Here is a 25,325-nt window from a genome sequence, read left to right on the forward strand (position 1 = left end):
TTTAAAGAACTTTTAAAACGCTTGGTTTTATTTGTCGTTGTCGTTCGTGACAACGGAAATGCATTATAGACTTTTTTTATTTAGTGTCAAACATTTTTTTATTAGAAGTTTGTCACATTTTAAAACTTTCGCTTATTTATGCGGTTTCTAAATTTTAAATAGTTTATTTTATTTTACAAAGCCATTTGACTGCAGAGACCACATTTTTTTGTAGATACCGTCAAGGGCAAGTAATTCCTCATGAGATCCACTCTCAACAATCTTTCCATCAGTAACAACAATGATCTTATCCATTGATTTTAAAGTAGATAATCTGTGAGCAATTGCAATTACTGTTCTTCCCTGCATAATATTTAGAAGATTTCTCTGAACAATTTCTTCTGTTTCAGAATCTAACGCTGAAGTTGCTTCATCTAAAATCAGAATTGGAGCATTCTTAACAATGACTCTGGCTATGGCAATTCTCTGTTTCTGTCCTCCAGATAGTTTTACTCCACGGTCTCCTACCATGGAATCAAATCCAATTCCTCCACGGTAGTCAGACATTGCCTCAATAAAGTTCAGAGAATCTGAAGCCTTAGCTGCATTCTGCAGTTCCTCTACATCAAGTTCATCCTTGGAGCCATATTCAATATTCTCACCAATGGTACGATGCATCAGACTAGGTTCCTGACTAACCATCGCAAACAGTTCTCTCAGATTATCCTGTTTCAGATCACGAACATCAATTCCATCGATTTTTATGGAACCAGAAGTTACATCATAGAATCGTAAAATCAGATTTATGATTGTAGATTTTCCTGCCCCTGAAGGACCGACAATACCCAGTTTTAAGCCCTTTTTAACCGTAAGATTAAAATCACTTAAAACTTCTTTCTTTCCATCGTACCCAAAAGAGACATTATTAAACTCAATGCTCTCTTTAAATGATTCAATCTTCTTAGGTTTATCTGGGTCGGTTACTGCGACAGGTTTAGACATGGTACTCATACAGTCATAAATCATACCGATATTTTCAAATATGGCTCCTGCCTCCCACATAATCCATCGAGACATGTTGATCATTCTGATGGCAATAGCAATTGAAATGGCTATTGCCCCAGTAGTTACAAGGTAATTCGACCACAGCCATAATGAAAGAATAATAAGAGAAACTAGTAGAGTACAATTTAGAAACTGCACACTTATATCAAAGGAAGTTAAAATTCTGAAAATCTTGTATTCAGAATTTCTGAATGCATTCATGGCCTCTCTGGCATAGCTCTTTTCCTTTCCTGCTCCGCCGAAAAGTTTTACTGTAGAAATATTAGTGTAACTGTCGACAATTCTTCCAACCATAGTTGATCTTTCTTGCGACAGTTCCTTAGACGTTCTTCTTAAATATGGAATAAATACAAAAAGCGAACAGGTATAGAAGCACAGCCATATAACAAGAGGCAGACACAGATAAAAATCTGCATTCATAAGCATAATAAGCATGGTTGAAATATATACAACCATATGCACAAAAACATCGATAAGCTTCATCACAGCTGTCCTAACAGCCATTGACGTCTGCATAACTTTATTAGCAAGTGCACCGGCAAACTCTTCATTAAAAAAAGCCAAAGACTGCCCTAAAAGAAAATTATGCAACTGCCAGCGAACCTGCATTGAGTAATTACTAGACAGTGTCTGATGAATCAGCAGAGAATGAAGAAAAGAGGCCACTGGAAGAAAAACACCAGCGCCTAAAAGCATAAGCAGAAGACTGCCTCCATGTTCATCTATAAAATTTTGAGGAGAACTTGAGGCCGTCCAATCGACTATATAGCCAAGACATGCAAAGAAAAGAGCCTCGCCAACGGCAATAAAGGAATTCAATACAGCAACAGCGGCAAGGAAGCGACCTAATCCTTTTGAAAAGAATAGGACAAATCTGATTATTCCTGTAGGAGGAACGCCTTCACATCTGTCCTCAAATGGAGGTATTAGTCTTTCAAAAAAATTGAATAAACCTTCTTTGAAAATCATGAACAATTACTTTTCCATTGACAGCATGATATCGTTGATTCGATTGCTTGCTACGTCAATGTGTCTTGCAATGGCTGCGACATGGTTTGGAAGCATAGCATCACCGGTATCATTACCGCCAGCTACAACATACCAAGGATTGAAATCTCTAACAAAAGAAAGACGAGTTAAAGCCGCATCAATATTTTCCTGACCACCACGCTGAATAACAGAAGAATCTACTGCAACAAGGCCTCTTAAAATATTTTCAACAACAGAAGAAACGCCTTTTGCAAAATAGATATAGTTATCTGAATCGTAATGCTTAATCTTTTCCTTGTTCAGGTAACCCAAAGCATACTCAAGCATCTGATTACAGTATTTTAAAATCAGGTAGACATCGTCAGATTTAACGTTATAAATACCCGCATTCTTTACACCTGAATCTACTGATGCTGCCCAAGATCTCCAGTTCTGGATACCCTGCTTATATTTTCCTTCTGTATCATAGATAAACCAGAATCCCCAGACCTCATCTGAATAAACAAACGATCTTGAGGTTGCATCGACCAGACGCTGATCCAAGGTGTCATTCTTGCCGTATCTAGAAACAGTCTTGGCAATAATGTCAGATGCTGGTCTGGTGGCATAAATAACACCTTTCTGATAGTTAACAATGTTATCCAGAATTTTTGGAACAAAGAACAGATCGTTTGGAATCCAGCCAAAAAAAGAACGCAGTTCTGAATCAAGAGCATGAACAGTAGCCTCAGCCATTACAGTAGCTCTTGTTCTGTCATCCTGAATCTCTTCTGCCTTTGGTGGATTGAATCCTGCAGGACAAGTTGAAGAGAAAAGACCTACGATAAATACGTAAAGAACGTATATAGCGATAAGACCTGCAATAATCTTTCCAAAGATATTTTTCAATGGATTTGGAAATGTCATATTCTTTTTGCGAATCCATTCCAGCGGCAGAATATGCTGAAGCGGAAAAATCGCCTCCTAGTTTATTTCTGATCAAACTGTGAAAACAGCAAATATTGTATTTAAATCAAAGAAAATTCTCTTTAAATCGAATTTCCAATCTATTGTAAGTAAAAAAATAAAAAAAACAAAGATACAAAAAACAAAAACCTGAGACAATTATTCATCACCTCAGGTTTCCAGAAACTACAACATACTGTTACTGTTTTTTAACAACAGCTGTAATAGCCTTAACGATATCATCTATGTTATTAGTGTTAATACCAGCGACACAGATTCTTCCGGAAGCTACAGCATAAATACCGAAGTCACGCTTTAGAGCCTCAATCTGATCTTTATCAAGACCAGAGAAAGAGAACATACCGTTCTGCTCGGTGATAAAGTCAAAATCACCTGCTCCCGCATCCTTTAATTTATGAGAAAGCAGAACACGCATCTTTGCAATACGCTCACGCATATTCTTCAGCTCATCTTCCCACTTTGCTCTTAAATTTGGATCTGACAGAACAGTGGTAACAATCTTCTCACCGTGAGCAGGAGGATTAGAAATGGCGGTACGTACAGCAATCTTAACCTGAGACATAACCTTTACTGCAGTTTCAACATCAGCAGAAACAACTGTCAGTACACCAGAACGCTCACTGTAAAGACCAAAGTTCTTTGAGAATGAACTTGCAATCAGGAACTCTGGATTATACTTGGCGATAGTACGAACACCGTAAGCATCTTCTTCAATACCGTGACCAAAGCCCTGGTAGGCAAAGTCAATGAAAGGTAACAGTTTCTTCTCTGCTAAGAACTTAGCAATGATCTCCCACTGCTCATGAGTTGGATCGATACCTGTTGGATTGTGACAGCATGCATGTAAAAGAACTACATCGCCTTCCTTAGCCTGAGACAGAGTTTCAATCATTCTGTCAAAAGCAAGGTTGTGATTTGCTCTGTCATAGTAAGGATAGCGCTCAAACTTCAGTCCTGCAGAAGTTGCGATCTGATAGTGGTTTGCCCAGGTAGGATCTGAAATCCAGATAGTTGAAGCAACATTCTGCTGGTGAATAAAGTCAGCACCGATTCTCAGTGCACCGGTACCACCAGGACAATGACAGGAAATAGCCTTTCCGCCATCCACAAACTCTGAATCCTTTCCGAAAATCAGCTCACGGGCCATGCGACCAAACTCAGGAAGACCTGTAATAGGCAGATATGATTTGGTTTCTTCCTTTTCAAGCAAAATCTTCTCTGCTTCTTTAACGCAATCTAGAATAACGGTTTTTCCCTCATTATTCTGGTATACACCTACACCCAAGTTAGTCTTATTAGCTCTGGTGTCTTTCTTAAAAGCCTCATTTAAACCTAAAATTGGATCTGCAGGAGCAGCATCGATACGATCAAAAAACATGTATTCACCTGTTATAAAAAAAGATTTTTTTTAATATATCACAATTAAAAAAAATGTGAGATTATTCTCTATATTGAGCAGTAAGTGCTCAATTAAAGAGCATAGCCTTTCTTTTTAGTCTTGGTTTTATAATGCTTTCTGTAGTTATCTCGAGCCTTTGAAACCCAGGCCTTTGACTTCCAGCGCAGTAGCATAATAAGACCGCGTGTACACTCATCACAGCAGAAACCAATCCAGACGCCTAGAAGGCCCATTCCCATATAAAGACTCAGGAAAGTTCCTACAGGCACAGAAACGCCCCACATGGAAAATATAGCCATAAACATAGGGAACTTGGCATCATTAACAGCACGAAGCGAGTTAATGATAATGATGTTTAGAATTCGGCCCATTTCCATAATCAGAGATACATAGAAAATCGGTCTGGCAATTTCAAAAACAGTTGAATCTGAAGTAAAGATTGAAAGAACAGCATCTCCCATCCAGATAGGGATATTGATAACCAGTAAAGCAGTAATGCAAAGACCGATCTTCACTGAATGCAGTAACTGTTTATTAGCAAGCTTTAACTTCATAGCTCCAGCATACTGGGAAATCAGAATCTCCGTACCAAGAGCTATTGAAATTGAGAATAGCATTATAATGGTGCACATCTGCATATAGATGCCATGTGTGGCCAGAGCTGTTGAGCCAAGAGTACCAACAACTGAAGTCATAAACAGGAACTGCAGCTGCCAGGTCATATTTTCACCGGCACCAGGGATTCCTACCGCAAAAATCTGTTTTAGAATATCTTTTTTAACAACAAAGAAGAATTTTGGAATAATTCGAATCTTTGTTCTAGTTCTCATCAGATAGAAAAGAAATGCAACTGACAGGAAACGTGCAATCACAGCACTGATAGCCACGCCATAGATTCCCATCTTTGGAAAACCGAAATGACCGAATAAAAGCGCATAGTTACTGATAATAACAAAGACATTAGCAGCAATGTTCACATACATAGGATCACGAGTTCTTCCATATGCTCTAAGAATAGAAGAACAGCAAAGATTAACAGCCTCTGCGATGAACATAATAGAAAGTATCATCAGGTAGTTTTTTGAAGTTACATATATATCATCAGGAATATTCATAATATCGCAGATGAGTTTTGCTCCCAAAAAACAGCCAGAGGTAATTAGAATTCCCCATACAATGTTAAGACCAAAAGACATATGCACAATACGTCTTAACATCTTCTTATTGCCTTTTCCAATTGCCTGAGCACAGCAGACGCAGACACCAATGTTAATAAAGTTAAACAGGGTAAAGGCAAACTGGAAGGCCTGACCGCCAAGATTCATTTCTGCCACAGCCTGCAGTGACAGCATACTTACCATTGCAGTATTGATGATAATGGTGAAAAAATGCATCGTAAGATCAATGAATATAGGCCAGCTTAAAGAGAAAAGCTTTCCATGTTTTGGACCTGATGCAAGTTGTTGAGGTGAAGTATCTGACATAACAAATTATTTAATATGTTTTACTGTAAAAAACGGCTAAAAAAACTGACGCTAGCATATCACATTATTAACTGAGAGACATGAGGGAAACTGAATTACGACTCAGGAAACGAAAAAAGGGCGATTTATATCGCCCCTATTTTGTATATCAAAAAAAACTAAAGAATCTTAGCAAGGAACTCTTTGGTTCTTTCATGCTTAGGATTTGAGAACAGCTCCTCAGGGTTGGTGTCCTCAAGAATTTTAAATTTTACCCTGATCTACAAACAGGACTCTGTCAGCAACCTGTCTAGCAAAGCCCATCTCATGAGTTACACACATCATGGTCATACCAGACTGAGCAAGATCCTTCATTACGTCCAACACTTCATTAACCATCTCTGGATCAAGTGCGGAAGTTGGCTCATCAAAAAGCATTACCTGTGGCTCCATAGCTAGCGCTCTAGCTATGGCAACACGCTGCTGCTGACCACCTGACAACTGTGATGGATAAGACTTTGCCTTATCGCCCAGACCAACTCTTACAAGAAGTTCCATTGCTTTCTTTTCAGCCTCTTCCCTACTCTTCTTTCTTACAGAAATAGGAGCAACTGTAATGTTATCCAGAACAGTCATATGAGGAAACAGATTAAAGTGCTGGAACACCATTCCTACTTCAGCTCTAATCTTGTTGATATTGGTTGCTCTGGTAATAGTTTCACCATTTATTGAAATGGTTCCAGAAGAAGGCACCTCAAGATAATTAACACATCTTAACAATGTACTTTTACCAGAACCGGAAGGTCCGATAACAACAACAACTTCACTCTTTTTTACACGTAAGTCGATTCCACGAAGAATCTGATTGGAACCGTAATTTTTATGCAAATCTTTAATAACAATCATTCGGAAACCTATTTTCTGCGAGTATCTGCGTTATACTTTTTCTCTAAATAAGCAACAAACTGGCTTATTGTTAAAGTCATAATTAAATAGATAATTGCAACAGCAGTCCAAATTTCGAATGATCTGTAGGTTGCGGCAATAATCAGCTGACCTTTTCTGGTAAGTTCTTCGAAACCGATAACAGAAACCAGTGAAGAATCCTTAAGCATGGCAATGAACTCATTACCCAACTGAGGAATAGTTCTTCTAAAGGCCTGAGGGATTACAATCTTGGACATGGTCTGAGACCAGGTTAAACCAAGAGAACGACCTGCCTCGAACTGACCTCTATCAATAGACTGAATACCAGCGCGGAAAATTTCGGCCACATAAGCTCCGGAATTGATTGAACAAGCAACAACCGCAGCAATATAAGGTTCAATTCTTGTTCCCAGAATAGAAGGAAGCGCAAAATAAATAATAAAGATCTGAACCAGAAGTGGTGTTCCGCGAATTATGTCAACATAGACTTTTGCAGGGAACCGCAGCAATTTGTAGTTTGATAATTCGGCTATGCCGACAAATAAACCGATTAAAACACCACATGATACAGCTACCAATGTAATCTTCAGAGTAACCAAAGCACCTAATAATAGAAGTTTGGCGGTGCTTTCTACAAACTGAACATCGATAGTCTGAAAGTATTCAATTATTGAATTCATACTTAGATCATCTTACCTTAAAGCAATCTCTGCTTGGAGTGACAACTTATTCTTCTACGTTAAACCACTTCTTATGGATTTCAGCAAACTTGCCGTTCTTACGAATCTTGTCTAAGCCATCATTGATCTGCTTTAACAGTTCAGGATTCTTCTTAGATACCATGATGCCGTAATCTTCACCATTTAATAACTCTTTAATTTCTACAACAGAGTCATCATTCTTGGTACGTAAAAAATATAGGTTAACTGGTCTGTCATTCAGTACAGCTTCACAACCCTTGGTCTTAAGCTCCATAATAGCCTCAGGAACAGTGTTGTAAGTACCGACATTTCCAGAAATCTTCTGAGCAGCATTTGCACCGGTTGTACCAATCTGAGCACATAAACGAGATGACTTTAGAGAGTCAAATGATGGATACTTTGAAACATCCTCTTTACGAATGACAGCGCTGATACCTGACTTGTAGTAAGGATCAGAGAAATTTACACGCTGTGCTCTTTCCTCAGTAATGGTAACACCTGCAATTGCGCCCTCAAGCTGAGAGGTTAAAACACTAGGAACTAAAGCATCAAAAGGCATATTGACAATTTCAACATCAAAACCTTCCTCAGCAGCAATTGACTTGATAATGTCAATATCGAAACCGATAATTTCAGACTTCTCATTTGTAAACTCGAAAGGAGCAAAAGTAGCCTCTGTTCCAATTTTAACAGTATTAGCATTAGCAATAGATAAAGCTGAGCAGATAGTTAAAGCAGCCAGTATTAGACCTTTTTTCATATTTAATCCCCCATATGTAACTGTTTGCAGTTCCCACAAACGATGGGTGCATTTTAGCAAATATATGCGACATAAGCCAAAAAAATTACCTGTATTTTACAAATATTGGCATATTTTTTTCCTAACATGTACGCTGTGAAGCAAACAAATAGACTTTTGATTTGTCTTTTTAATCCTTTAATACGGCAAAATTAAAAGATTTAAATGTATATTTGAAATATTTAATCTAAAATATAAAGACTACACACAAAATAATTGTCTCTAGTATGTTTTGGAGAAAATTTTTATGACAATAAAAAATGTGGTTTTCGACTTTGGCGGTGTTTTACTTGACTGGAATCCACGCTATTTCTACCGAGATATTTTTAAAAATGATGAAAAAATGGAATATTTCATCAAAAATATCGTTACTTCCACCTGGAATGCGCAGATGGATAGAGGCAGAACATTCGAAGAATGCATGAAGGAGTTATCTGAATTAAATCCTGATTACAAAAATGAAATCAACCAGTACAGAAGCGGCTGGGAGAAAATGCTTAAAGGAGAAATTCCTGAAGGTATTAAGGTGTTCAATGCGGTTTTAGACTCAGGAAAATTCAAAATGTACGGTCTGACCAACTGGTCTGCAGAAACTTTCCCGTATGCATACAACAAATACACTTTCCTGCAGAAACTAGAAGGAATCGTAGTTTCTGGCGAGGAAAAAATGGTAAAGCCAGAGAAAGGTATATATCTAACCTTGCTTGAAAGATACAATCTTGTTCCTGAAGAAACATTCTTTATGGATGACAACATCAATAATGTTGAGGTTGCCTTAAGCCGAGGAATGCATGCGGTTCAGTTTACTGGAACAGACGAAAACTTAGAACAGATTGCCAAGATTCTTGAAATAAAGATTTAATTTTTTTCGGTAATTTCACCTTATTTTTAAGAGATTTCCTTACAAAGGAAATCTCTTTTTTTTTCATGCACAAGAACTTAAGAAACTAAGTTCTTGGGCATGCTTTTTTATTTTTTTCTTCAAAATATTAAAGTTTGAAATCTGAATTACCGTTAAATAGTAATAGAGTATAAGAGGTGAGGTATGAGCACTGTAAATTCAAATTTTGGAAATGAAGCATTAAGTGCTGCAATGATGAAAAAAGCCTCTGAGGCACAGGGACAGATCGCTATGGCTCTATTAAGTGGAGCCGCTCAGACAGCATCCCAGACATCTCATATGAATACACCTGCAGCACCAGTACCACAGGTAACAAACACAGCATCAACAGGTGGAAATATTGATACCTATGCGTAAAATTTATTCTTTTAATTTTCTCACAAACAAGGGAGCCTTTCGGCTCCCTTTTTTCTTGGCAAATTTGACAGATTAAACTGCTGTCATCAGCTTCTCTTGTACACTGCTGTACGAGGGAATGCCTTTCCTTCCTCATCAAACATATAACATGCAGATGAAGGAATTCCTACTTCCATGGTGTCACCTGGACGAACATCAAGCTCACAATCAGACTTAACAGTAAAATCTGATCCAACCTCTGATGACTCACAGTCCATATATACAAAGAACTCAGCACCAAGATTCTCGGTTACAGATACCCTGCAGGAGATCTTGCCACCATCAGCCTTATCAGAATCTGCTTTTACAAGGTGCTCTGGTCTTACACCAAGTGTTACTGTATTACCGACCTGAGCTCTTCTTGCATCAACACATGCTGTAATCTTTTCTCCATTTGATAGTTTAACTACACACTTGTCTTCAGCGACTGATTCAATCTCTCCTTTCAGGAAGTTCATCTTAGGAGAACCGATGAAACCTGCTACAAACTTGTTTACAGGATGGTTATACAGCTCAAGAGGAGATCCGAACTGTTCCAGGTTTGACTCTGTCTGAGGGTTCATTGCCAGCGGACTTAAAACACAGATCTTATCTGCAAGAGTCATTGCCTCAACCTGATCGTGGGTAACATAAATAATGGTAGCATTCAGTTCACGATGCAGTTTAGCAATTTCCAGTCTCATCTTCACACGCAGTGCTGCATCAAGATTTGATAAAGGCTCATCAAACAGGAATACAGATGGGTTCTGAACTATACAGCGTCCAATTGCGACACGCTGACGCTGACCGCCTGATAGAGCCTTTGGTTTACGCTCAAGAAAAGCCTCTAGACCTAATACGTCAGCAGCCTGAACAACACGACGACGGATTTCTTCCTTATCCATCTTCTTTAATTTCAGACCAAAAGCCATATTCTCAAACACAGTCATGTGAGGATAAAGAGCATAAGACTGGAATACCATTCCAATGTTTCTCTGTGATGGAGGAACATCATTTACTCTCTTGCCTCCAATCATCAGGTCACCGTCGGTAATATCCTCAAGGCCGGCAATCATTCTTAAAAGAGTTGATTTACCGCAGCCTGACGGGCCAACGAACACGATGAAATCACCATCTTTAATATCAAGATTGATATTTCTTAAAGTATCCTTTAATAAAACAGGGTTATAGTTCTTTCTTACTTTCTGTAATAATACGTCTGCCATTTTTTTTATCTCTTTTATAAATCTTTAAACTATTCTATTTCTACTATTATTAACCTTTTACGCCACCAGCGGTCAAACCACCGACTAACCAACGCTGGGCCAGCAGGAATACAATGGTAATTGGTAAACCTGACAGAACTGCGGCGGCAGCGAAATCACCCCATAGATAATTCTGAGGATACAGGTACTGCTGAGCGCCCACTGCAAGAGTCAGTTCATCCATATCTAACAGAAGAACTGATGCAACAGGAACCTCAGCAACAGTTGCGATAAATGCGAGGATGAACACAACAGCAAGAATTGGAACTGATAGAGGTAAAAGAATCAGTCTGAATGCTTGCCATGGGGTTGCGCCATCAATTGCTGCGGCCTCTTCTAATGAAGCATCAATAGTCTCGAAGTAACCTTTGATTGTCCAGATATGAAGTGCAATACCACCCATATATGAAAGAATCAGACCTCCATGAGTATTTAAACCAAGCCATGGAATATACTCACCAATCTTATCAAACAGAGCATAGATAGCAACCAGTGCCAGTACAGCAGGGAACATCTGGAAAATCAGCATTCCATTTAAGATTGTGTTCTTACCTGCAAACTTCATACGGGCAAAAGCGTATGCTGAGGTAGTAGAAAGACAGATGATCAGGAATGAGGTAATAAAGGCAACCTTTACAGAATTCCATAACCAGCGTAAAACAGGGAATGGAGGCGGTGTAATGGTCTCCTTATAAATACCATATGAGGTTCCTTCTTTATCATTCTTATCAATGATATATCTTAAAGAAGAATCCCCTTCCCCTGTCTTTACAACAATCTTGTGAGCAAGTAACTTGCAGAGAGCGAATGCGGAATCAGAATCAGATAGCTTGCCTGAATCAATTGATTCAACATCAAAGCTTGATGAAACCTCAACAGCATCATCCAAAGACTCAACCTTCTTGACATCTTCAGGATCAAAAGCTTCAGATATAAAGGCTCTGAAGGAATCATCTTCCTTTGTTGAAACATACATCTGAACTTTGCCATCATCTGTATTTACAAAATTAACCTCAGATCCAGGAACACGGTTAAGCTTTGTTACATCAAAGCCTAAAGCCAATCGCCAGTGATCCAGAGTCGAAGTTGATAACTTAGGAATTACATCACCCACAGAATAGTTTCCCTGTCTGAAGGAAATTGCAACAATCATCAGCAGAGGAAACATAATTAAGCTTAGGAAAAACAGCATGAAAATATGAGCGGCTGCTTTTCTGTATTTTAAAGATTTTGGTTGAACAATAGCCATTTTCAAAACTCCCTACTACTGCTGCATTGCACTGTTTTTTGCAAATTTAAGCTGAAGCAGACTTAGAAGACCTACCACGATGAAGATCATGGTGGCAACTGCTGCAGCCAGACCGTAATCGTTACCCTTTCCACCTTCGAAAGCGATTCTGTAGGTAAAGCTTACAAGCAAATCAGTGTAACCTGCAGGAGCCTGAGTAGCTTCAATAATGTCTGGACCACCTGAAGTCAGAAGCTGAATCAGAACGAAATTATTGAAGTTGAAGGCAAAGGATGCAATTAACAGCGGAGCCAATGGTTTAATCAGCAGAGGCAGAGTTATGCATTTGAGGTTAGTCCATGGACTTGCCCCTTCAATTGCAGTAGCCTCATAAAGATCATCAGGAATTGATTTTAAAAGACCCATGCATAGGATCATCATATATGGATAACCAAGCCAACAGTTAACAATCAGGATCATGCCTCGGGCTGCCCAAGGGTCTGTAAACCATTCAATAGAAGACCACTCTAGTCCAAGGAAATTATATATAGGAGCCATTACTGCATTTAAGAACACATTAAGTTCACCAAAATTCTGATTGAAAAGACCTTTGAAAACCAGAATTGAAATGAATGATGGTACTGCGTAAGGAAGAATCAGAAATACTCTATAGATCCCCTTAAAGCGAAGGAACTCCCACTGAACAAGGCAGGCAAGTACAAGCCCTATTGCCAGAGTAATAATCACAGTTAAACCGGAGAAACATACAGTCCAGGTAAAAATCTTAAGGAAAGGCATACGAATGCTTTCGTTAGATAGGAACTTGACATAATTCTTTAAGCCGATACCAACTTTAAAACCAGGAGCAAATTCCTCGCCTTGAAGTTCTCCCTTTTCATTTGCATACTGGTAGTAGCCAGTTTCCATGTTAGGAAGAAACAGCTGCTTGGACTGAACATCCCATAAGGCATTTTGTTCTTTAACCACATAGCCGTTTTCTGCTGTCATACCTTTTTTAAGAGGAACGAACTTTTCTTCCTCAGCACTGAAATTTCTAAGACCGCTTAAGATCAGTTCCTGGTTTTTCTCAGCCAGATGCAGATTCAGTCTCTGAATATTATTCTTTAAAGTCAGCATCTGTCTCATAGGAACAACAGTTCCCTGGACAGAGTCTGAACTAGCTTTCACAAGGTTAATTGAAATAGGCTTTGAATTTTCATTATCAGCATCTGAGTTCTGTACGAGAGTAACAGGTTTATCTAATTTAAAAGACTCACCATCTTTGCTTAAAACCAGATCATATTTGTCTTTTCCAAGATCGTACAGTTTGAAATCGTAATCACTCCCCTCCGTCTTAAAGGTTTTCTTCAGATGATACTTCATGGCATTTTCTACACTCATAACATGAGCACCAGAATAATTGGTGAATGAAATCCAGAGAGTATAGATCAGAGGGAAGATAATAAATGCAGTCATGCCGGCTACAGCAGGGAATGCATAGCGCTGAGCATACATTTTCTTGCTTACAAAAACATATACACCAACACCCACAAGTACGAGATCAAGCAGAGGATATGCAATATCTCCGTTAATGTACATGCAGACATCAGCATATAAATTTACAAGAACAATTAGTAAAACAATTGTCCATTTCGTAGCGACTTTTGGACAAAGTTTCTTATCCTGAATCGATGACAGAATCATGTCTAAAATTCCTAATTTGCCAAAAAAAAGTAAAAAAATTCCCAGCACTAAGTGGACATGCTGGGAGATTAGTTATTCGACTATTCGCTTACAATACGCTTTGCAGCTGTATTTGCAGCCTCGTCAACACCCTGACGGCCTGAAGTTACATTCTTTAAAGCAGTTTCCAGTGAAGACCAGAACTTGCTCATCTCAGGAACTGAAGGCATTGGTTCGCCGTTTTCAGCGTTAACTTTGGTAGTTGCAATGCGAGGATCTTTATCAAGCTTTTCCTGGAAGGACTTAAGAGCAACTACACCCATTGCCTTGTCGTTATTAACAGCTTCAAGACCTTCGTCGGTTAATAGATAGTTCTCAAGGAATTCAACAGCAAGATCCTTATTTGGAGAAGCAGAGTTCATTGCAAGACCTGTTACACCAACAAAAGCCTTTGCATCCTTGCCACCTAGCTTAGGTAATTTATAGACTGTGAAGTCAACTTTTGACTGATCATAGTTTGGCCAGCCCCATGGACCGTTAATGATACATGCTGCCTTATTCTTAGTGAACTGGGCTTCCATTACACCGTAATCTGCGCCCTTATCCATATAGCCCTTGTCTAAAAGAGTCTTAATGAAGTTCAGACCTGCCTTTGAACCGGCATTTGCAACACCAGTATCTTTTACGTCATAGCCGTTAGCAGTTTTCTTGAAAGCATAACCACCCTGAGCTGCAATCAGAGGGTATGAAAAATATGGAGTGGTGTAAGCCCAGATAATAGGCTTAACACCGTCTTTCTTCAGCTCGTCCCCTAGCTTCATTAAATCTTCAAAATTCTCAGGCTGTGACTTAACAAACTTGTTGTTACAGATTAGAGAAACAGCCTCGATAGCAACAGGATAACCAACAATCTTGCCATCAATAGTCATTGCTTCCCAGCCTACATTAGCGAATTTAGCCTTTACTTCATCGCTTACAGTGATAGGAGAAATCAAGCCTGCCTTTGACCACTCACCGAAACGGTCATGAGCCCACATGATTAAATCAGGGCCATTGCCGGTTGCAGCGGTCTGCTGGAATTTAACTTCTACCTGGTCAGGATGAGCAACGGTAACCTTGATGCCGGTGTCAGCGGTGAATTTCTCACCAACTTTGGCTATACCGTTATATCCTTTATCTCCGTTAACCCAGATGGTTAACTGATCCTTTTCAATTGCTGCATTAGCTGACATTGATAGACCCAATGTAACAGCACAAATCGCAGAAGCTAAGATTGTTTTCTTCATTTTATGATCCCAGTAATTTATTCTCTTTATGTATTGTCTGTTTTAGGTTTTTACCTTTAAACTCCCTTGAAAATTACGTTATCTTCATTTCCTAAGGTTAATAAGATTGTAAAGATTGTAACCACAAAACAACAATACAGTATTGACCTAAAAATGTATTATTTTATCTTCTTTGATATTTTTTGTGACATTAAGCAAAATTACAATAAATTCGATAAAAAAAGCAAATTAAAGAAAAATTATCGAAATGATAATAAAGATAAGGAGAAAATGACATTTTTTTAACAAATGTACAAATATACATCACAATTTATTGATTTATTTCAATAATCAATGTGTTAGTGTGGTTCACATATTTGTATAAAGTAAAATACAACTCGGATAAATTCAAAGAGTTAGGTTGTGATATTTTTCACAGTAAACTAATTCTGACGATACTTCAACGGAGTAATTCCGTATTTCTTTTTAAATAGTCTGAAGAAATATGACTCGTTATCAAAGCCATGATCTGATGCAATATCTGAAATCTGCTTTTCACCTCTTAGAATATCGTCCGCAGCCATCTGCAGTCTGTAGTCATTCACGTACTCAGTAAAGCTCATATTCATTGCTTTTTTGAAAAATCTGCAGAAATAAGCCTCAGAGAAATTCATACGTTTTGAGGCATCAGAAACAGACAAAGGACCCGAGTGATGATCATGGATCCACTCTAAGAGTTCTTTTAGCTTTTCCTGTCTAAGCTTTTCAAATGTGGTATTAAGCTCAAGATTCTTAAAAATACCAGAACGTTCAAACTCCATGAACAAATCAAGAATCTTAATCTTAACCGTATATTGAGTCTTAAGTTCTTTAGATTTACAGTTGTCTCTGATATATTCAAAGTCTTCTAAGATCTTTTGATATCCATCAAATTCAGGTTTTACAATGAAAGGTGTTTTTCTTATGGTACTGTACAGATAATCATAAAGATTGCTCTGCAGTTTATCATAATACGCAAAACGCATAATCTCAGCGTTAAAAACAATGGCACTCTCAACGGCATCGCGAGGTAAGGATATACTGTGAATCATCTTTGAAGGTATAAGCAGCATAGCAGGAGAATCGACAACCAAAGGTGATGTTTCAATATTCAGGATAAATCTTCCCTTTTCAAAACACAGAACCTCAACCTCTGTATGCCAGTGAGCATAAAGGAGCTTAGTGTAATTGTTGCCGTTATATCTGTAACTTGCGATTGGAAAAGCATTTGATCCATGCTTGATATCTTCCATCTTTACAGATTTTTCTTTTTTGTTATTTATCTCAGCCATTTTTTACTGCAATAATGATGAACTATTTCGCTGTTGATATAGAAAAACAAACACAACCACTGCCGGATATTAACATTAAAACGCATTTTTATCATGAGTCAATTCTGACAAAAATGCTTTCTCAAAGCTAACTATATATTCCAATTGAAGAAATTAACAGGTTTACCAGCGCCATTCACCTATTTAAAAAAAAGCTATCCAGAAATAATCGATTAAGAGACAAAGAAAAAATGCGGAAGGAAAAAGAAGGAAACCGCTAAAATTAGCGGTTTTCCAATATAAAACGGATAAAGGTAGTTTGATTATACCAACTCATGATCCTTTAGATACTTGATAATCCCTTTCATTGTCTTATCAGAAATAACGTGCTCTATTCTGCAGGCGTCACTTTCTGCGACATCCGAAGGAACATTGGCAACACTCTTAAAGAAAACTGTCAGATATTGATGACGCTTGAATACAGATTCAGCAAGTTTTCTTCCCTCAGGAGTAAACTCAATATCACCTGCAAGACCGATTCTGATAAGATCCTTTTCCTTTAAAAGGCCAAGTCCGCGAGATACACTAGGCTTACTTAGTTTTAACTCATTAGCAACATCAACAGCCCTAACTAGACCATTTGATCTTCTTTCCTTTATCACAAGAATAGTCTCAAGATAGGTTTCTCCAGATTCTGCAATTTCTCCTGTTTTTTTCTGAACAGCCTCTGGAACTGCATCTAATGCTGACGGAGCACTCTTAATTTTTTCCATGTTAAAACTAAATTCCTAAATAAAAATAGATTAAATTACAGTTACGTTAATTTTATCACCTACAAGTGAAAGGCGAACATTATTCATTGAAGATATTGTACCGCGTTGAACCAGTCCCTGTTTAATTAATAATTCCAAATCCTTGACGGTACCTTCGTTTAAAATCTTTCTGCCCTTCTCATCTGCAACCACGCCTAATCTTGGTTCAACTCTCTGCATACCGAGATTTCTATTTTTTGAAATCAGACCGATCTGTTCAAGACGGTTAATCAGACGATATACAGTGGCAATGCCTAAATCAGGAACAAACTGTTTAGCTTCATACCATAACTCTTTAGGAGAAGTGCATTTACTTGAAGTAAGAATTTCAATGATACGACGTCTTTGAACTGTCATTCTTAGCCCACTTGCCTCAAGCTTACGAATTGTATCTTCGGTTAATGCATTAACGTTAAAGGATTCGTTTTCATCAAACATAGCGCACCCACTCTTATACTATTTCTTACTATTTTTATATATGGGGATCGTTTTTTCTATTTCAAGAATGATGTTAATTATTTTGACAAATTCCCCTTCACATATCATTTAGAATAGTACGAATATACAAAATGTTCACGGTGAAAGTTAGAAGGAATTACAACTTTTTGACGAAAGGATCCTATTCGTCCTTATTATCATGACAATGACACTCGGAGGATCCAGTTTTTGAGCATCCGCATCCACCTTTTAATGACAGAATTGAAAAAATCTTCTTTAGCCCTGAATAAAGAGCTAAGGCAGCTAAGGCAAAAAGAATAAAAAGAATGATTTTTGCGGTCATATATAATCTCCATGTTGAGAAGATTATAACAGATAAAGTTAGCTATTGCTAACAATACAAAATTCTATCATTTGCTCAAGAAAAAACCGATTGTAAAGATTATCAGAAGAATTGCTCCTGAGATTTTTACCAGTTTAAGACCAAACTGACTTTTTCTCTCATCACTTGCTATTTTCTCAATTCCATCATGTCTGATCTTATGCTTAAGCTCTCGTAATGACTGCGCACCGTCGGTATTGGAATCTGCTTTTTTTGCAATCAACCCTACTCTTGCTGTACCCCTGTACATGTAAAAGGAAAAACCTATGGAATTTCGTGTAAAGCGCTCCTCTTTGTAATCTAAGACCACGTTGCCTCCAAGTTTCTCACACAAATCGATAAAGGCAAACTTAAGTGACTTTGAATTTCTTGCTTCGCGTTTTAGAGTAATATCACTCGAATCTATAAGCTCATAGCCATCAGGAATTCCTGAGGAAATAATACCTGTCTGAGCTGGCTCCAGATAAAAAATGTTATCTTCAAGAAGATTCTGCTCTTTTGAGATGAGCATATTTACAACAATCTTATCTTCAAGATTAAAATCTACTCTACAGCCATTTATAAGCTTGGATTCATCCTGATTAGGAGCAAGGCTTTCTGTTGAAAAGTTCAGTAAAAGGCCATCATCAGACTGAATAGCTCCTGTATTTTCATCTGCATTAAAATAAGTAATGGTTCCTTTCATAAAAATATCTCCCCAGAACAAAGCCTAGCTGATATTACTTATATGTCCAATAGATTGAACAGATTAAAGTACAATTTTTCCTGATTTCAGATCTGCTGAAAATGACAGCATTCTATCAAGAGGTTTCAGTGCACCAAGACGAACCGTCTCATCAACATGAACGCTGTGTGAGTCAGGATTATTTAATGCCCTGATTAATGATTCAAGAGTATTGAGCCCCATCCAAGGGCAGTTTGCACAGCTAATACAGTGCCCAGCGGAACTTACTACAGGCGCTTCAATAAACTTCTTATCAGGACAGGCCTGCATAAGCTTGTAGAAGATATGTTTTTCCGTACCGATAATAAATTCCTTTGCCTCAGATTTTTTAGCAAAGTTAAGGATCTGGGAGGTCGAACCCACATAGTCTGCCTTAGCAACTACTGAAGCAGGAGCTTCAGGATGAACAAGAACCAGAGCATTTGGATTTTCTTTCTTAACAAAATCCAGAGCATTCTCCTCAAAGGAATCATGCACAATACATCTTCCTGGCCAACAGTAGATCTCACAGTCAGACTGAGCTGCAATATATGAACCTAAATGACGATCCGGTACCCATAAAATTGGCTTTCCCTGTTTAGTCAAATATTTACCAAGCTCAACAGCTAAAGATGATGTTACAATCCAGTCTGACTGAGCTTTAACTTGAGCAGATGTATTAGCATATGCAACTACCGTAGCTTCAGGATGAAGAGATTTCATTCTTTTCAGATCTTCAACATCACAGCACAAATCCAGAGAACATTCAGCCTTCAGATCTGGCATGATAACAGTCTTATCAGGAGAAAGGATCTTGGCGGTTTCACCCATGAACCTTACACCAGCAACTAAAAGCAGATTCTTATCACTGTCACGTCCTACTCTTGCCATCTCAAGAGAATCACCAATAAAACCACCGGCAGCCTCACACAGACGCTGCATGGTATCAGATGTATAGTAATGAGCAATTAGAAGAGCATTTTTCTTTTTAATAAGCTCTAGAGCCTCATCAAATAAGGAATCATCTTTCTTCTTGGCTTCAAGAGACAAAGACTCAGGTAATAAAAAAGAGTCAGGGACTCTGACTCCGTCTATCATGTGTAGTGGCATTTTTTATTGTTATCCTTTTACATTGAACGGTATGGCACTAATCTTACTCATAGTTGCCTCAAGATCCTTGCGAACCGATCCGTACTCTCTTAATCTGTTTGTAACATCCTTCAAATTAAGACTTGGGCAATCTTCCATATCATAATATGCGGAAATGGAAGCGGCTGTCAGATTATCCTCAGGAGGTAACATACCAGCTCCCACAAGACATGAAGGGATCAGGCAGTAAAGCTTTTCCTCTGCTTTCATAACCTCAACTCTATGTCTTAATGAACCAATGGTTTCGTTTACAAAACTAAAAACAGAGCCTGTTTCAAGAGCAAGAGAATCAAAACTTTTCAGCTCTTCGAGTGAAGTTGTTTCACCATCAATACCGGCTGAGAATTTCTGATTATTAATAATAAAACAATATTGGGATTTCTTGTAGTCAAAGGCAAGAGCGATCAGTTTTGCTACATGACAGATATCAGCCTTTCCGTCTATAGCCACAAGACGCCACAATGGCGTATCCTCAATAGAAACCTTTAAGAGGTACTGCACCTTACAAAACTCCTACTGAACTATATTTGATACAAACACATCCGAATCTAAAGGCTCATTATCTGTACTTCGATCCTTTACCGCAATATTACAGTCTTCACAGGACAGAAGGCTGAAATCCATAGCAGTAAACAGACAGCTTATAATCGAACCGGAGAATTTGCCTTTCATTATCTTCTCTTTGAAGACATTATATGAAGGAGGCATAGAGTAAGAACGTATGAACATAAATGCAGAAACAAGATCAAAATCAGAACTGCTCTTGGTCTTAACCTCATTCAGACGGTCGCACAGAGAGAAAACCTTCTTCGAATCCTCAAGCTGCTTTTCAGAAATGTTGTTGAAACATACTGAATAAGACCCTTTTACAAGATTTTTCCTAAGATTTGAAAGTACCTGATAGTCAGGCTTTACATCCATTCCCTTAAGCTGTTTTTTCTTTAGAGATGGAGTATTTGCCCAGAATTCTGAATGATAAAGATTGTATGTTATATCCTTTTCAAGCTGAGTCTTGCCGGCAACAAGCTTATTGATAATATCCTTCATCTTGTATATGGCAGGAGAATTATCATGAGCAGAATCATCCTTGTCATCCATCATAAAATTAAAACTGATGTCCAGACTCTTCCTGAAGGTAGGGAAATACGAAGACTGAGGTGTATCCAGAGGGAATGCATTCTTGTACATAGACTGGTAATAGCCAAAGAATGAGGTATATCCGTTTAAAATTGCCTTCTGCTGATACTCAAAAGCCTTCTCCACATTAGCAGGCAGAAAAATACCTGAATGATACATATCACAAAGAATCAGGCAGGCCTGAGGGTTATTCTCTGCCAGTTCTTCCATCTCTTCGATAAGCTGCATAAAAGGTAACGGACAATAGGCACCGGTTGCCTTCAAATGCTTATATTCTTCAATTGCGTCAGGGAAGATATACTCCGCAGCATATCGCAGGTAGGTATGAGCCAGTTTCGAATTGCTTGACTCATAAACCTTATATAGTACATAGTAACCAAGAATATTACCGTAATTAATGGCCCTTGTAGCATAAGCCTCAGCCTTATCCATATCATTATTGATTACAGCTCCAAGAGCAATATTCAAAAGAGCAAAGGAACTCCCCTGTTCTGCAGCCTGCTCCCAGTAACTCAATGCGCTGTCATCCGGACCATGCTCCTCCAAAACAAGATTTCCCAGAAGGAAACTTGCCTTTGCATATCCCTGCTTTGAAAGTACATGCAGATATTTCTTAGGGATCTTGTCAAAAGATCCCTTGTATAGACAGAAAAGACAGACATATGCACTTAAGGAATAGGAATCATTCTCTTTTAACCCCTCTTTGATGAAGTCAAATAGGAAATCTGAAATCTCGGTCTCCTTATTGAGATTAAGATCAAGAGCTAGAGCAATTTCATTAAGAAGGTCAGGATCATCCTCAAGAGTACCGGTAATTTCAAGGAATAATGCAACAGCAGCTTTAAGTCTGTAGCTCTTAGGAGATTTTTGAAGATTCTCAATCAGTATATCCAGAAAATCATCGAAGATTTCCATTGGCATTGAAAAAGGAACAGACTCATAATCGCAGTCAAATTTCAGTGAGTTTAAAAGTGCCAGAATATTAAACAGACACTGCTCTTCAAGATCTTTACCTTTGCCGCATACCGGTTCAAAGCTAAGGAAATGCTGCTCCTTGGTAGTCTTAATGTAACGAACCAGAGCAAAACAGTTTATAAGCAGAGTATATAAATCAGTAAGCTCACTCTCGGATTCCATTTCTGAATCAATAGATAAATCCATGAAGTAAACAATAAAGGCCATGGTACAGAAAGGATCACCTACAACCATACCATATGAAAACCACTGTCTGGCCTTTGACTTATCTAAAGGAAGATCCTTTCCTCGCATATATGCGTTTCCGATTCTATAGGCGACATTCCCAGGAACCCCCTTGATTACAGAGGAAGCCTCTGCATAAATCAGAGATGGGTGGTAAACATTGAAAGAGGACTCAAAAATAGTACGCAACGATTCAAGATAAAGAATATTTTCCTCATCATCATAATCATCAATCTGAATCTGGAGCTGTTCTTCAAAATATTTAATAGGCATCAGAAACAGTCTAGAGATTGAGGAAAGATCCTGCCAATTAGGCGTTCCATCTATAAACAGCTGATCCACAAAAAATGTTATTGCTGAAGGAATATAAACAGGAACACAGGATGAAACAAAATTATCCTCATTTATTTTGCTGAAATCATCTGCAAACTGACGGATAACTTCTAAAGATCTGTCGTAGTATTTTTTTGAACGAGCATATTTTAAAACAGATGAGGATTTAAAGTATTTTTTTAGATCACGGGTACTGAGAACATCCAGTGCATTTTCAAGTTTTGCAAAAATATCATCTTTCTGTTTTACATTGCTCTGCTCTAAAGCAACATAATTCCAGTAGATAAACTCATCAATATCTTTTTTTTCAGTATTTTCAGAAAGCTCTAACTCACCATATCTTCTGACTTTGGCATTTAATTCATCCTGAGTAATAACTTCATAAGTGGAGTCAAAATTAAGGAAATTATTCTCAATAAAATGAATTTTCTCTTTAATTTCCGATTCATCTAGAAGTTTATTTTTTTTATTAGATAATGACATGTTTTCTCGTAGTTCTCGAAAAAAAATCAGTCTCAGTAAAGCTATCCATTCAAAAGCTCTGTGAGAAAGAGACAGTGGAAACAAGTAATTTCCACGATTAAATAAATATGTGTAACTTATGTAGAATATTAAGAGTAAAAAATTAAGATTTTATCTTGTATATTTTTCCTAGTTTGTATCGGTTATTTTACACTTCACAAAAACAAAAAATGATATACATAAGCTTATTTAACATAAGGTTAGTATATCATTATCTTCAAGTCTTCACAGTACAAAATAGAAGACTATTCTCACATTTTTGCTAGGCAGAATGATTTCTGCCCAGCCTTTCAATTAAGCTTCAGCGACTCCTGAAGAGAATCTGTTCTTAACAGTATGAACAATTACAGATAGACCAAGAGCTACCAGCATACATGCCATTACAACAAGTACAAAACCAAGACCTACCAGCACACCGTTTGAATTCCACTGCTGAGAGATAACCTGAGTAACGCCCCACAGACTCATAATCAGCATGAATACCATAGGCACAAAGGCTACTAGCCAGTTTACATTCTTAGAAAGCAGCCATAATGAAATTACCAGAAGAGTCAAAGCAGACATCAGCTGATTTGAAGCGCCGAAGATTGGCCACAAAGATGCAGCTTCACCACTTAGCGCCATGTACATTGATACAGCGACAATAGAGAAAGATGCAACATATTTGTTCATGAAAGCCTTTCTTACCATACCTACAGAAACAGTCTTGTTTTCGCTGACTTTATCCTCAGATGACTTAGCCTTAGGCATGAACAGTTCCTGACAAACAAAACGACCGAGTCTTGTTGCTGTATCCAGAGAAGTCATCATGAAAGCTGAGATGGCTAAAGAGATGAAAACCTTTGCAAGTGATGTATCAAGGCCAAGAGCACCGCAGAAATTTGAAATACCGGTAGCAAATGCTGCAGGAGGATTCTTGCCAAGCTCAGAGAATTCAGTATGTCCCATAGACATAACAGCAACCAAAGCCATGATGCCTAAAACACCTTCAATAAGCATTGAACCGTAGCCGATAGGTAATGCATCGCTTTCCTTGTTAAGCTGCTTTGATGTTGTACCAGAAGCAACTAGAGCATGGAAACCAGAGCAGGCACCACAGGCAATGAAAATAAACAGAGCAGGTACCATATCTGTCATCTTGCCGTCACCGGTTACAGCAGCAAAGCCTTCAAAGGAAGACATCTTGATTTCAGGGCTGTAAGCAAGAATTGAGGCAAAGCCTAAAGCCAGCATTGCATAAAGAAGCCATGAGTTCATGTAGTCTCGAGGCTGAAGAAGCCACTGAACAGGCATTACTGAAGCTACAAAGATGTAGATTGCAAGTACACCAATCCAGAATGATCTTACATTCTCTGGAGCGATATTGAATGCAGTTTCAACATTCAGAGGGAAGCTTTCACCAAGGTAAACTGATAGAAATACTAATGGAATAAAGATTACAGAAGCTCTCTTTAAACTAAAATTCAAATTAATTGTAGTAAAGGCAAATAGAGGAGCCATGAAAATAAACAGCAGAGATGCTGTTGCTACCTCAGGGAATTTTGTGAACAGTCCAGCGATAAGAAGAGTAAAAATTGCAACCACCAGAACCAGACAAAGCAAACAGAATCCTAAGAACAGCTGTCTTCCGGTAAAGCCCATCATTTTTTCCATAACGAAGGAAACAGATCTTCCCCTATTACGTACAGAGATAACCAAAGCTGCAAAATCATGGAATGCACCGATAAACACACATCCTACCAGTATCCATATCAATGCAGGAAGCCAACCGAAATAAGCTGCCATAATAGGACCAACAATTGGGCCAGGACCAGCAATTGAAGCAAAATGATGTCCAAAAAGAACAGGAGCTCTTGTTGGAACGTAATCAACACCGTCCATATTTGTATGTGCAGGTGTAGGTTTCTTTGGGTCTATTGAAAATAATTTCTTTAAAAAATTTCCGTATGTGAAATATGCTAAAACAAAGTATGCTAAGCAAATACAGAATAGTACACTGCCTGTCATTTCATTCACCAAATTTTTTGAATTATTCGTTTAAGTCAGAATAAAGACAATAGGTCTCGCAGACGAGTTACCTGCGATCTAGAGCATGAGCTTTGTGAGCTTTTGATATGATTTTTATCTTAATGGTTTGAGATAAAATCGACTTGAACGTGGGTAATGTTCTTTGTCGTTTTCATTATTAAATGCCTTTATTTATAAATAGTCAATATTTATTTATATGCAACATAGAATTATTTATTGTGCATTTTACGCAACACACAAAATCAATCAAAAATTCAGTAAGTTATAAAGAAAATCTTTCTCCTCATCTTTAATTTATTAATTAT

The 25,325-nt window shown here is 38.0% G+C and carries 20 protein-coding genes and 2 pseudogenes; 2 read left to right on the forward strand and 20 right to left on the reverse strand.

The window, feature by feature from the left end; all coding sequences use genetic code 11:
* Window positions 1-168: 168 nt before the first annotated feature.
* From QZU45_RS04035 to QZU45_RS04065, 7 genes and pseudogenes are all read right to left on the reverse strand, one after another.
* Window positions 169-2,013, reverse strand: coding sequence for an ABC transporter ATP-binding protein (locus QZU45_RS04035; RefSeq protein WP_295351913.1), 1,845 nt, complete (start codon window positions 2,011-2,013; stop codon window positions 169-171).
* 6 nt (window positions 2,014-2,019) lie between these two features.
* Window positions 2,020-2,940 carry a DUF2333 family protein gene (locus tag QZU45_RS04040; protein ID WP_295351916.1) on the reverse strand — a complete coding sequence of 307 codons (921 nt, stop codon included), beginning with the start codon at window positions 2,938-2,940 and terminating at the stop codon, window positions 2,020-2,022.
* Window positions 2,941-3,178: 238 nt separating this feature from the next.
* On the reverse strand, window positions 3,179-4,378 hold the full coding sequence (locus QZU45_RS04045; RefSeq protein WP_295351919.1) for an amino acid aminotransferase: 1,200 nt from the start codon (window positions 4,376-4,378) through the stop codon (window positions 3,179-3,181).
* A 92-nt stretch (window positions 4,379-4,470) separates the two neighbouring features.
* Complete coding sequence (locus QZU45_RS04050) at window positions 4,471-5,883, reverse strand: MATE family efflux transporter (protein WP_295351922.1); 1,413 nt, start codon at window positions 5,881-5,883, stop codon at window positions 4,471-4,473.
* Window positions 5,884-6,041: 158 nt separating this feature from the next.
* A pseudogene (locus tag QZU45_RS04055) lies at window positions 6,042-6,768 on the reverse strand (amino acid ABC transporter ATP-binding protein).
* Between the two features lie 8 nt (window positions 6,769-6,776).
* Window positions 6,777-7,469, reverse strand: a complete 693-nt coding sequence (locus QZU45_RS04060) for an amino acid ABC transporter permease (RefSeq protein WP_083396980.1) — start codon at window positions 7,467-7,469, stop codon at window positions 6,777-6,779.
* Between the two features lie 46 nt (window positions 7,470-7,515).
* On the reverse strand, window positions 7,516-8,250 hold the full coding sequence (locus QZU45_RS04065) for a basic amino acid ABC transporter substrate-binding protein (RefSeq protein ID WP_295351924.1): 735 nt from the start codon (window positions 8,248-8,250) through the stop codon (window positions 7,516-7,518).
* Window positions 8,251-8,536: 286 nt separating this feature from the next.
* On the opposite strand from QZU45_RS04065, the gene QZU45_RS04070 reads away from it, so the two are divergent.
* On the forward strand, window positions 8,537-9,151 hold the full coding sequence (locus tag QZU45_RS04070) for an HAD family phosphatase (protein ID WP_295351926.1): 615 nt from the start codon (window positions 8,537-8,539) through the stop codon (window positions 9,149-9,151).
* A 183-nt stretch (window positions 9,152-9,334) separates the two neighbouring features.
* Window positions 9,335-9,547, forward strand: coding sequence for a hypothetical protein (locus QZU45_RS04075; RefSeq protein WP_295351929.1), 213 nt, complete (start codon window positions 9,335-9,337; stop codon window positions 9,545-9,547).
* An 86-nt stretch (window positions 9,548-9,633) separates the two neighbouring features.
* On the opposite strand, the gene ugpC is transcribed toward QZU45_RS04075, so the two are convergent.
* The 13 genes and pseudogenes from ugpC to QZU45_RS04140 all read right to left on the reverse strand — a co-directional run bounded on the left by ugpC (window position 9,634) and on the right by QZU45_RS04140 (window position 24,999).
* Window positions 9,634-10,791, reverse strand: coding sequence for a sn-glycerol-3-phosphate ABC transporter ATP-binding protein UgpC (ugpC, locus tag QZU45_RS04080; RefSeq protein ID WP_295351932.1), 1,158 nt, complete (start codon window positions 10,789-10,791; stop codon window positions 9,634-9,636).
* A 49-nt stretch (window positions 10,792-10,840) separates the two neighbouring features.
* Window positions 10,841-11,515: pseudogene (gene malG, locus QZU45_RS04085) on the reverse strand (maltose ABC transporter permease MalG); the annotation flags it as partial.
* Between the two features lie 579 nt (window positions 11,516-12,094).
* Window positions 12,095-13,762: a maltose ABC transporter permease MalF gene (gene malF / locus QZU45_RS04090; RefSeq protein WP_295351935.1), complete on the reverse strand. Its 1,668-nt coding sequence runs from the start codon at window positions 13,760-13,762 to the stop codon at window positions 12,095-12,097.
* A gap of 80 nt (window positions 13,763-13,842) precedes the next feature.
* Window positions 13,843-15,027 carry a maltose/maltodextrin ABC transporter substrate-binding protein MalE gene (malE, locus tag QZU45_RS04095; RefSeq protein ID WP_295351938.1) on the reverse strand — a complete coding sequence of 395 codons (1,185 nt, stop codon included), beginning with the start codon at window positions 15,025-15,027 and terminating at the stop codon, window positions 13,843-13,845.
* Window positions 15,028-15,449: 422 nt separating this feature from the next.
* Window positions 15,450-16,337 (reverse strand): AraC family transcriptional regulator, encoded by an 888-nt coding sequence (locus QZU45_RS04100; RefSeq protein WP_295351941.1) that lies wholly within the window; start codon window positions 16,335-16,337, stop codon window positions 15,450-15,452.
* Between the two features lie 302 nt (window positions 16,338-16,639).
* Window positions 16,640-17,089 (reverse strand): metal-dependent transcriptional regulator, encoded by a 450-nt coding sequence (locus tag QZU45_RS04105; RefSeq protein ID WP_143075419.1) that lies wholly within the window; start codon window positions 17,087-17,089, stop codon window positions 16,640-16,642.
* 30 nt (window positions 17,090-17,119) lie between these two features.
* Window positions 17,120-17,566: a transcriptional repressor gene (locus QZU45_RS04110; RefSeq protein WP_074945014.1), complete on the reverse strand. Its 447-nt coding sequence runs from the start codon at window positions 17,564-17,566 to the stop codon at window positions 17,120-17,122.
* Between the two features lie 181 nt (window positions 17,567-17,747).
* The gene (locus tag QZU45_RS04115) at window positions 17,748-17,909 is read right to left on the reverse strand and encodes a hypothetical protein (protein WP_295351946.1); all 162 of its coding nucleotides are present in this window, start codon (window positions 17,907-17,909) and stop codon (window positions 17,748-17,750) included.
* A 67-nt stretch (window positions 17,910-17,976) separates the two neighbouring features.
* A complete protein-coding gene (locus QZU45_RS04120) occupies window positions 17,977-18,633 on the reverse strand; it encodes a hypothetical protein (RefSeq protein ID WP_295351948.1) in 657 nt (218 codons plus the stop codon).
* Between the two features lie 63 nt (window positions 18,634-18,696).
* Window positions 18,697-19,761: a quinolinate synthase gene (nadA, locus tag QZU45_RS04125; protein ID WP_295351950.1), complete on the reverse strand. Its 1,065-nt coding sequence runs from the start codon at window positions 19,759-19,761 to the stop codon at window positions 18,697-18,699.
* Between the two features lie 9 nt (window positions 19,762-19,770).
* Window positions 19,771-20,301, reverse strand: coding sequence for a hypothetical protein (locus QZU45_RS04130; RefSeq protein WP_295351953.1), 531 nt, complete (start codon window positions 20,299-20,301; stop codon window positions 19,771-19,773).
* A 12-nt stretch (window positions 20,302-20,313) separates the two neighbouring features.
* Window positions 20,314-22,953: a tetratricopeptide repeat protein gene (locus QZU45_RS04135; RefSeq protein ID WP_295351956.1), complete on the reverse strand. Its 2,640-nt coding sequence runs from the start codon at window positions 22,951-22,953 to the stop codon at window positions 20,314-20,316.
* A gap of 333 nt (window positions 22,954-23,286) precedes the next feature.
* A complete protein-coding gene (locus QZU45_RS04140) occupies window positions 23,287-24,999 on the reverse strand; it encodes a carbon starvation protein A (RefSeq protein WP_295351959.1) in 1,713 nt (570 codons plus the stop codon).
* Window positions 25,000-25,325 lie beyond the last annotated feature (326 nt).

The organism is uncultured Succinivibrio sp. (genome assembly GCF_902756765.1).
In the GTDB taxonomy this organism is placed as follows: Bacteria; Pseudomonadota; Gammaproteobacteria; order Enterobacterales; family Succinivibrionaceae; genus Succinivibrio.

Bases quoted from the DNA above. Each gene is read 5' to 3' on its own strand.
- QZU45_RS04035 (WP_295351913.1), bottom strand. From the start codon at position 2,013: ATGATTTTCAAAGAAGGTTTATTCAATTTTTTTGAAAGACTAATACCT.
- QZU45_RS04040 (WP_295351916.1), bottom strand. From the start codon at position 2,940: ATGACATTTCCAAATCCATTGAAAAATATCTTTGGAAAGATTATTGCA.
- QZU45_RS04045 (WP_295351919.1), bottom strand. From the start codon at position 4,378: ATGTTTTTTGATCGTATCGATGCTGCTCCTGCAGATCCAATTTTAGGT.
- QZU45_RS04050 (WP_295351922.1), bottom strand. From the start codon at position 5,883: ATGTCAGATACTTCACCTCAACAACTTGCATCAGGTCCAAAACATGGA.
- QZU45_RS04060 (WP_083396980.1), bottom strand. From the start codon at position 7,469: ATGAATTCAATAATTGAATACTTTCAGACTATCGATGTTCAGTTTGTA.
- QZU45_RS04065 (WP_295351924.1), bottom strand. From the start codon at position 8,250: ATGAAAAAAGGTCTAATACTGGCTGCTTTAACTATCTGCTCAGCTTTA.
- QZU45_RS04070 (WP_295351926.1), top strand. From the start codon at position 8,537: ATGACAATAAAAAATGTGGTTTTCGACTTTGGCGGTGTTTTACTTGAC.
- QZU45_RS04075 (WP_295351929.1), top strand. From the start codon at position 9,335: ATGAGCACTGTAAATTCAAATTTTGGAAATGAAGCATTAAGTGCTGCA.
- ugpC (WP_295351932.1), bottom strand. From the start codon at position 10,791: ATGGCAGACGTATTATTACAGAAAGTAAGAAAGAACTATAACCCTGTT.
- malF (WP_295351935.1), bottom strand. From the start codon at position 13,762: ATGATTCTGTCATCGATTCAGGATAAGAAACTTTGTCCAAAAGTCGCT.
- malE (WP_295351938.1), bottom strand. From the start codon at position 15,027: ATGAAGAAAACAATCTTAGCTTCTGCGATTTGTGCTGTTACATTGGGT.
- QZU45_RS04100 (WP_295351941.1), bottom strand. From the start codon at position 16,337: ATGGCTGAGATAAATAACAAAAAAGAAAAATCTGTAAAGATGGAAGAT.
- QZU45_RS04105 (WP_143075419.1), bottom strand. From the start codon at position 17,089: ATGGAAAAAATTAAGAGTGCTCCGTCAGCATTAGATGCAGTTCCAGAG.
- QZU45_RS04110 (WP_074945014.1), bottom strand. From the start codon at position 17,566: ATGTTTGATGAAAACGAATCCTTTAACGTTAATGCATTAACCGAAGAT.
- QZU45_RS04115 (WP_295351946.1), bottom strand. From the start codon at position 17,909: ATGACCGCAAAAATCATTCTTTTTATTCTTTTTGCCTTAGCTGCCTTA.
- QZU45_RS04120 (WP_295351948.1), bottom strand. From the start codon at position 18,633: ATGAAAGGAACCATTACTTATTTTAATGCAGATGAAAATACAGGAGCT.
- nadA (WP_295351950.1), bottom strand. From the start codon at position 19,761: ATGCCACTACACATGATAGACGGAGTCAGAGTCCCTGACTCTTTTTTA.
- QZU45_RS04135 (WP_295351956.1), bottom strand. From the start codon at position 22,953: ATGTCATTATCTAATAAAAAAAATAAACTTCTAGATGAATCGGAAATT.
- QZU45_RS04140 (WP_295351959.1), bottom strand. From the start codon at position 24,999: ATGACAGGCAGTGTACTATTCTGTATTTGCTTAGCATACTTTGTTTTA.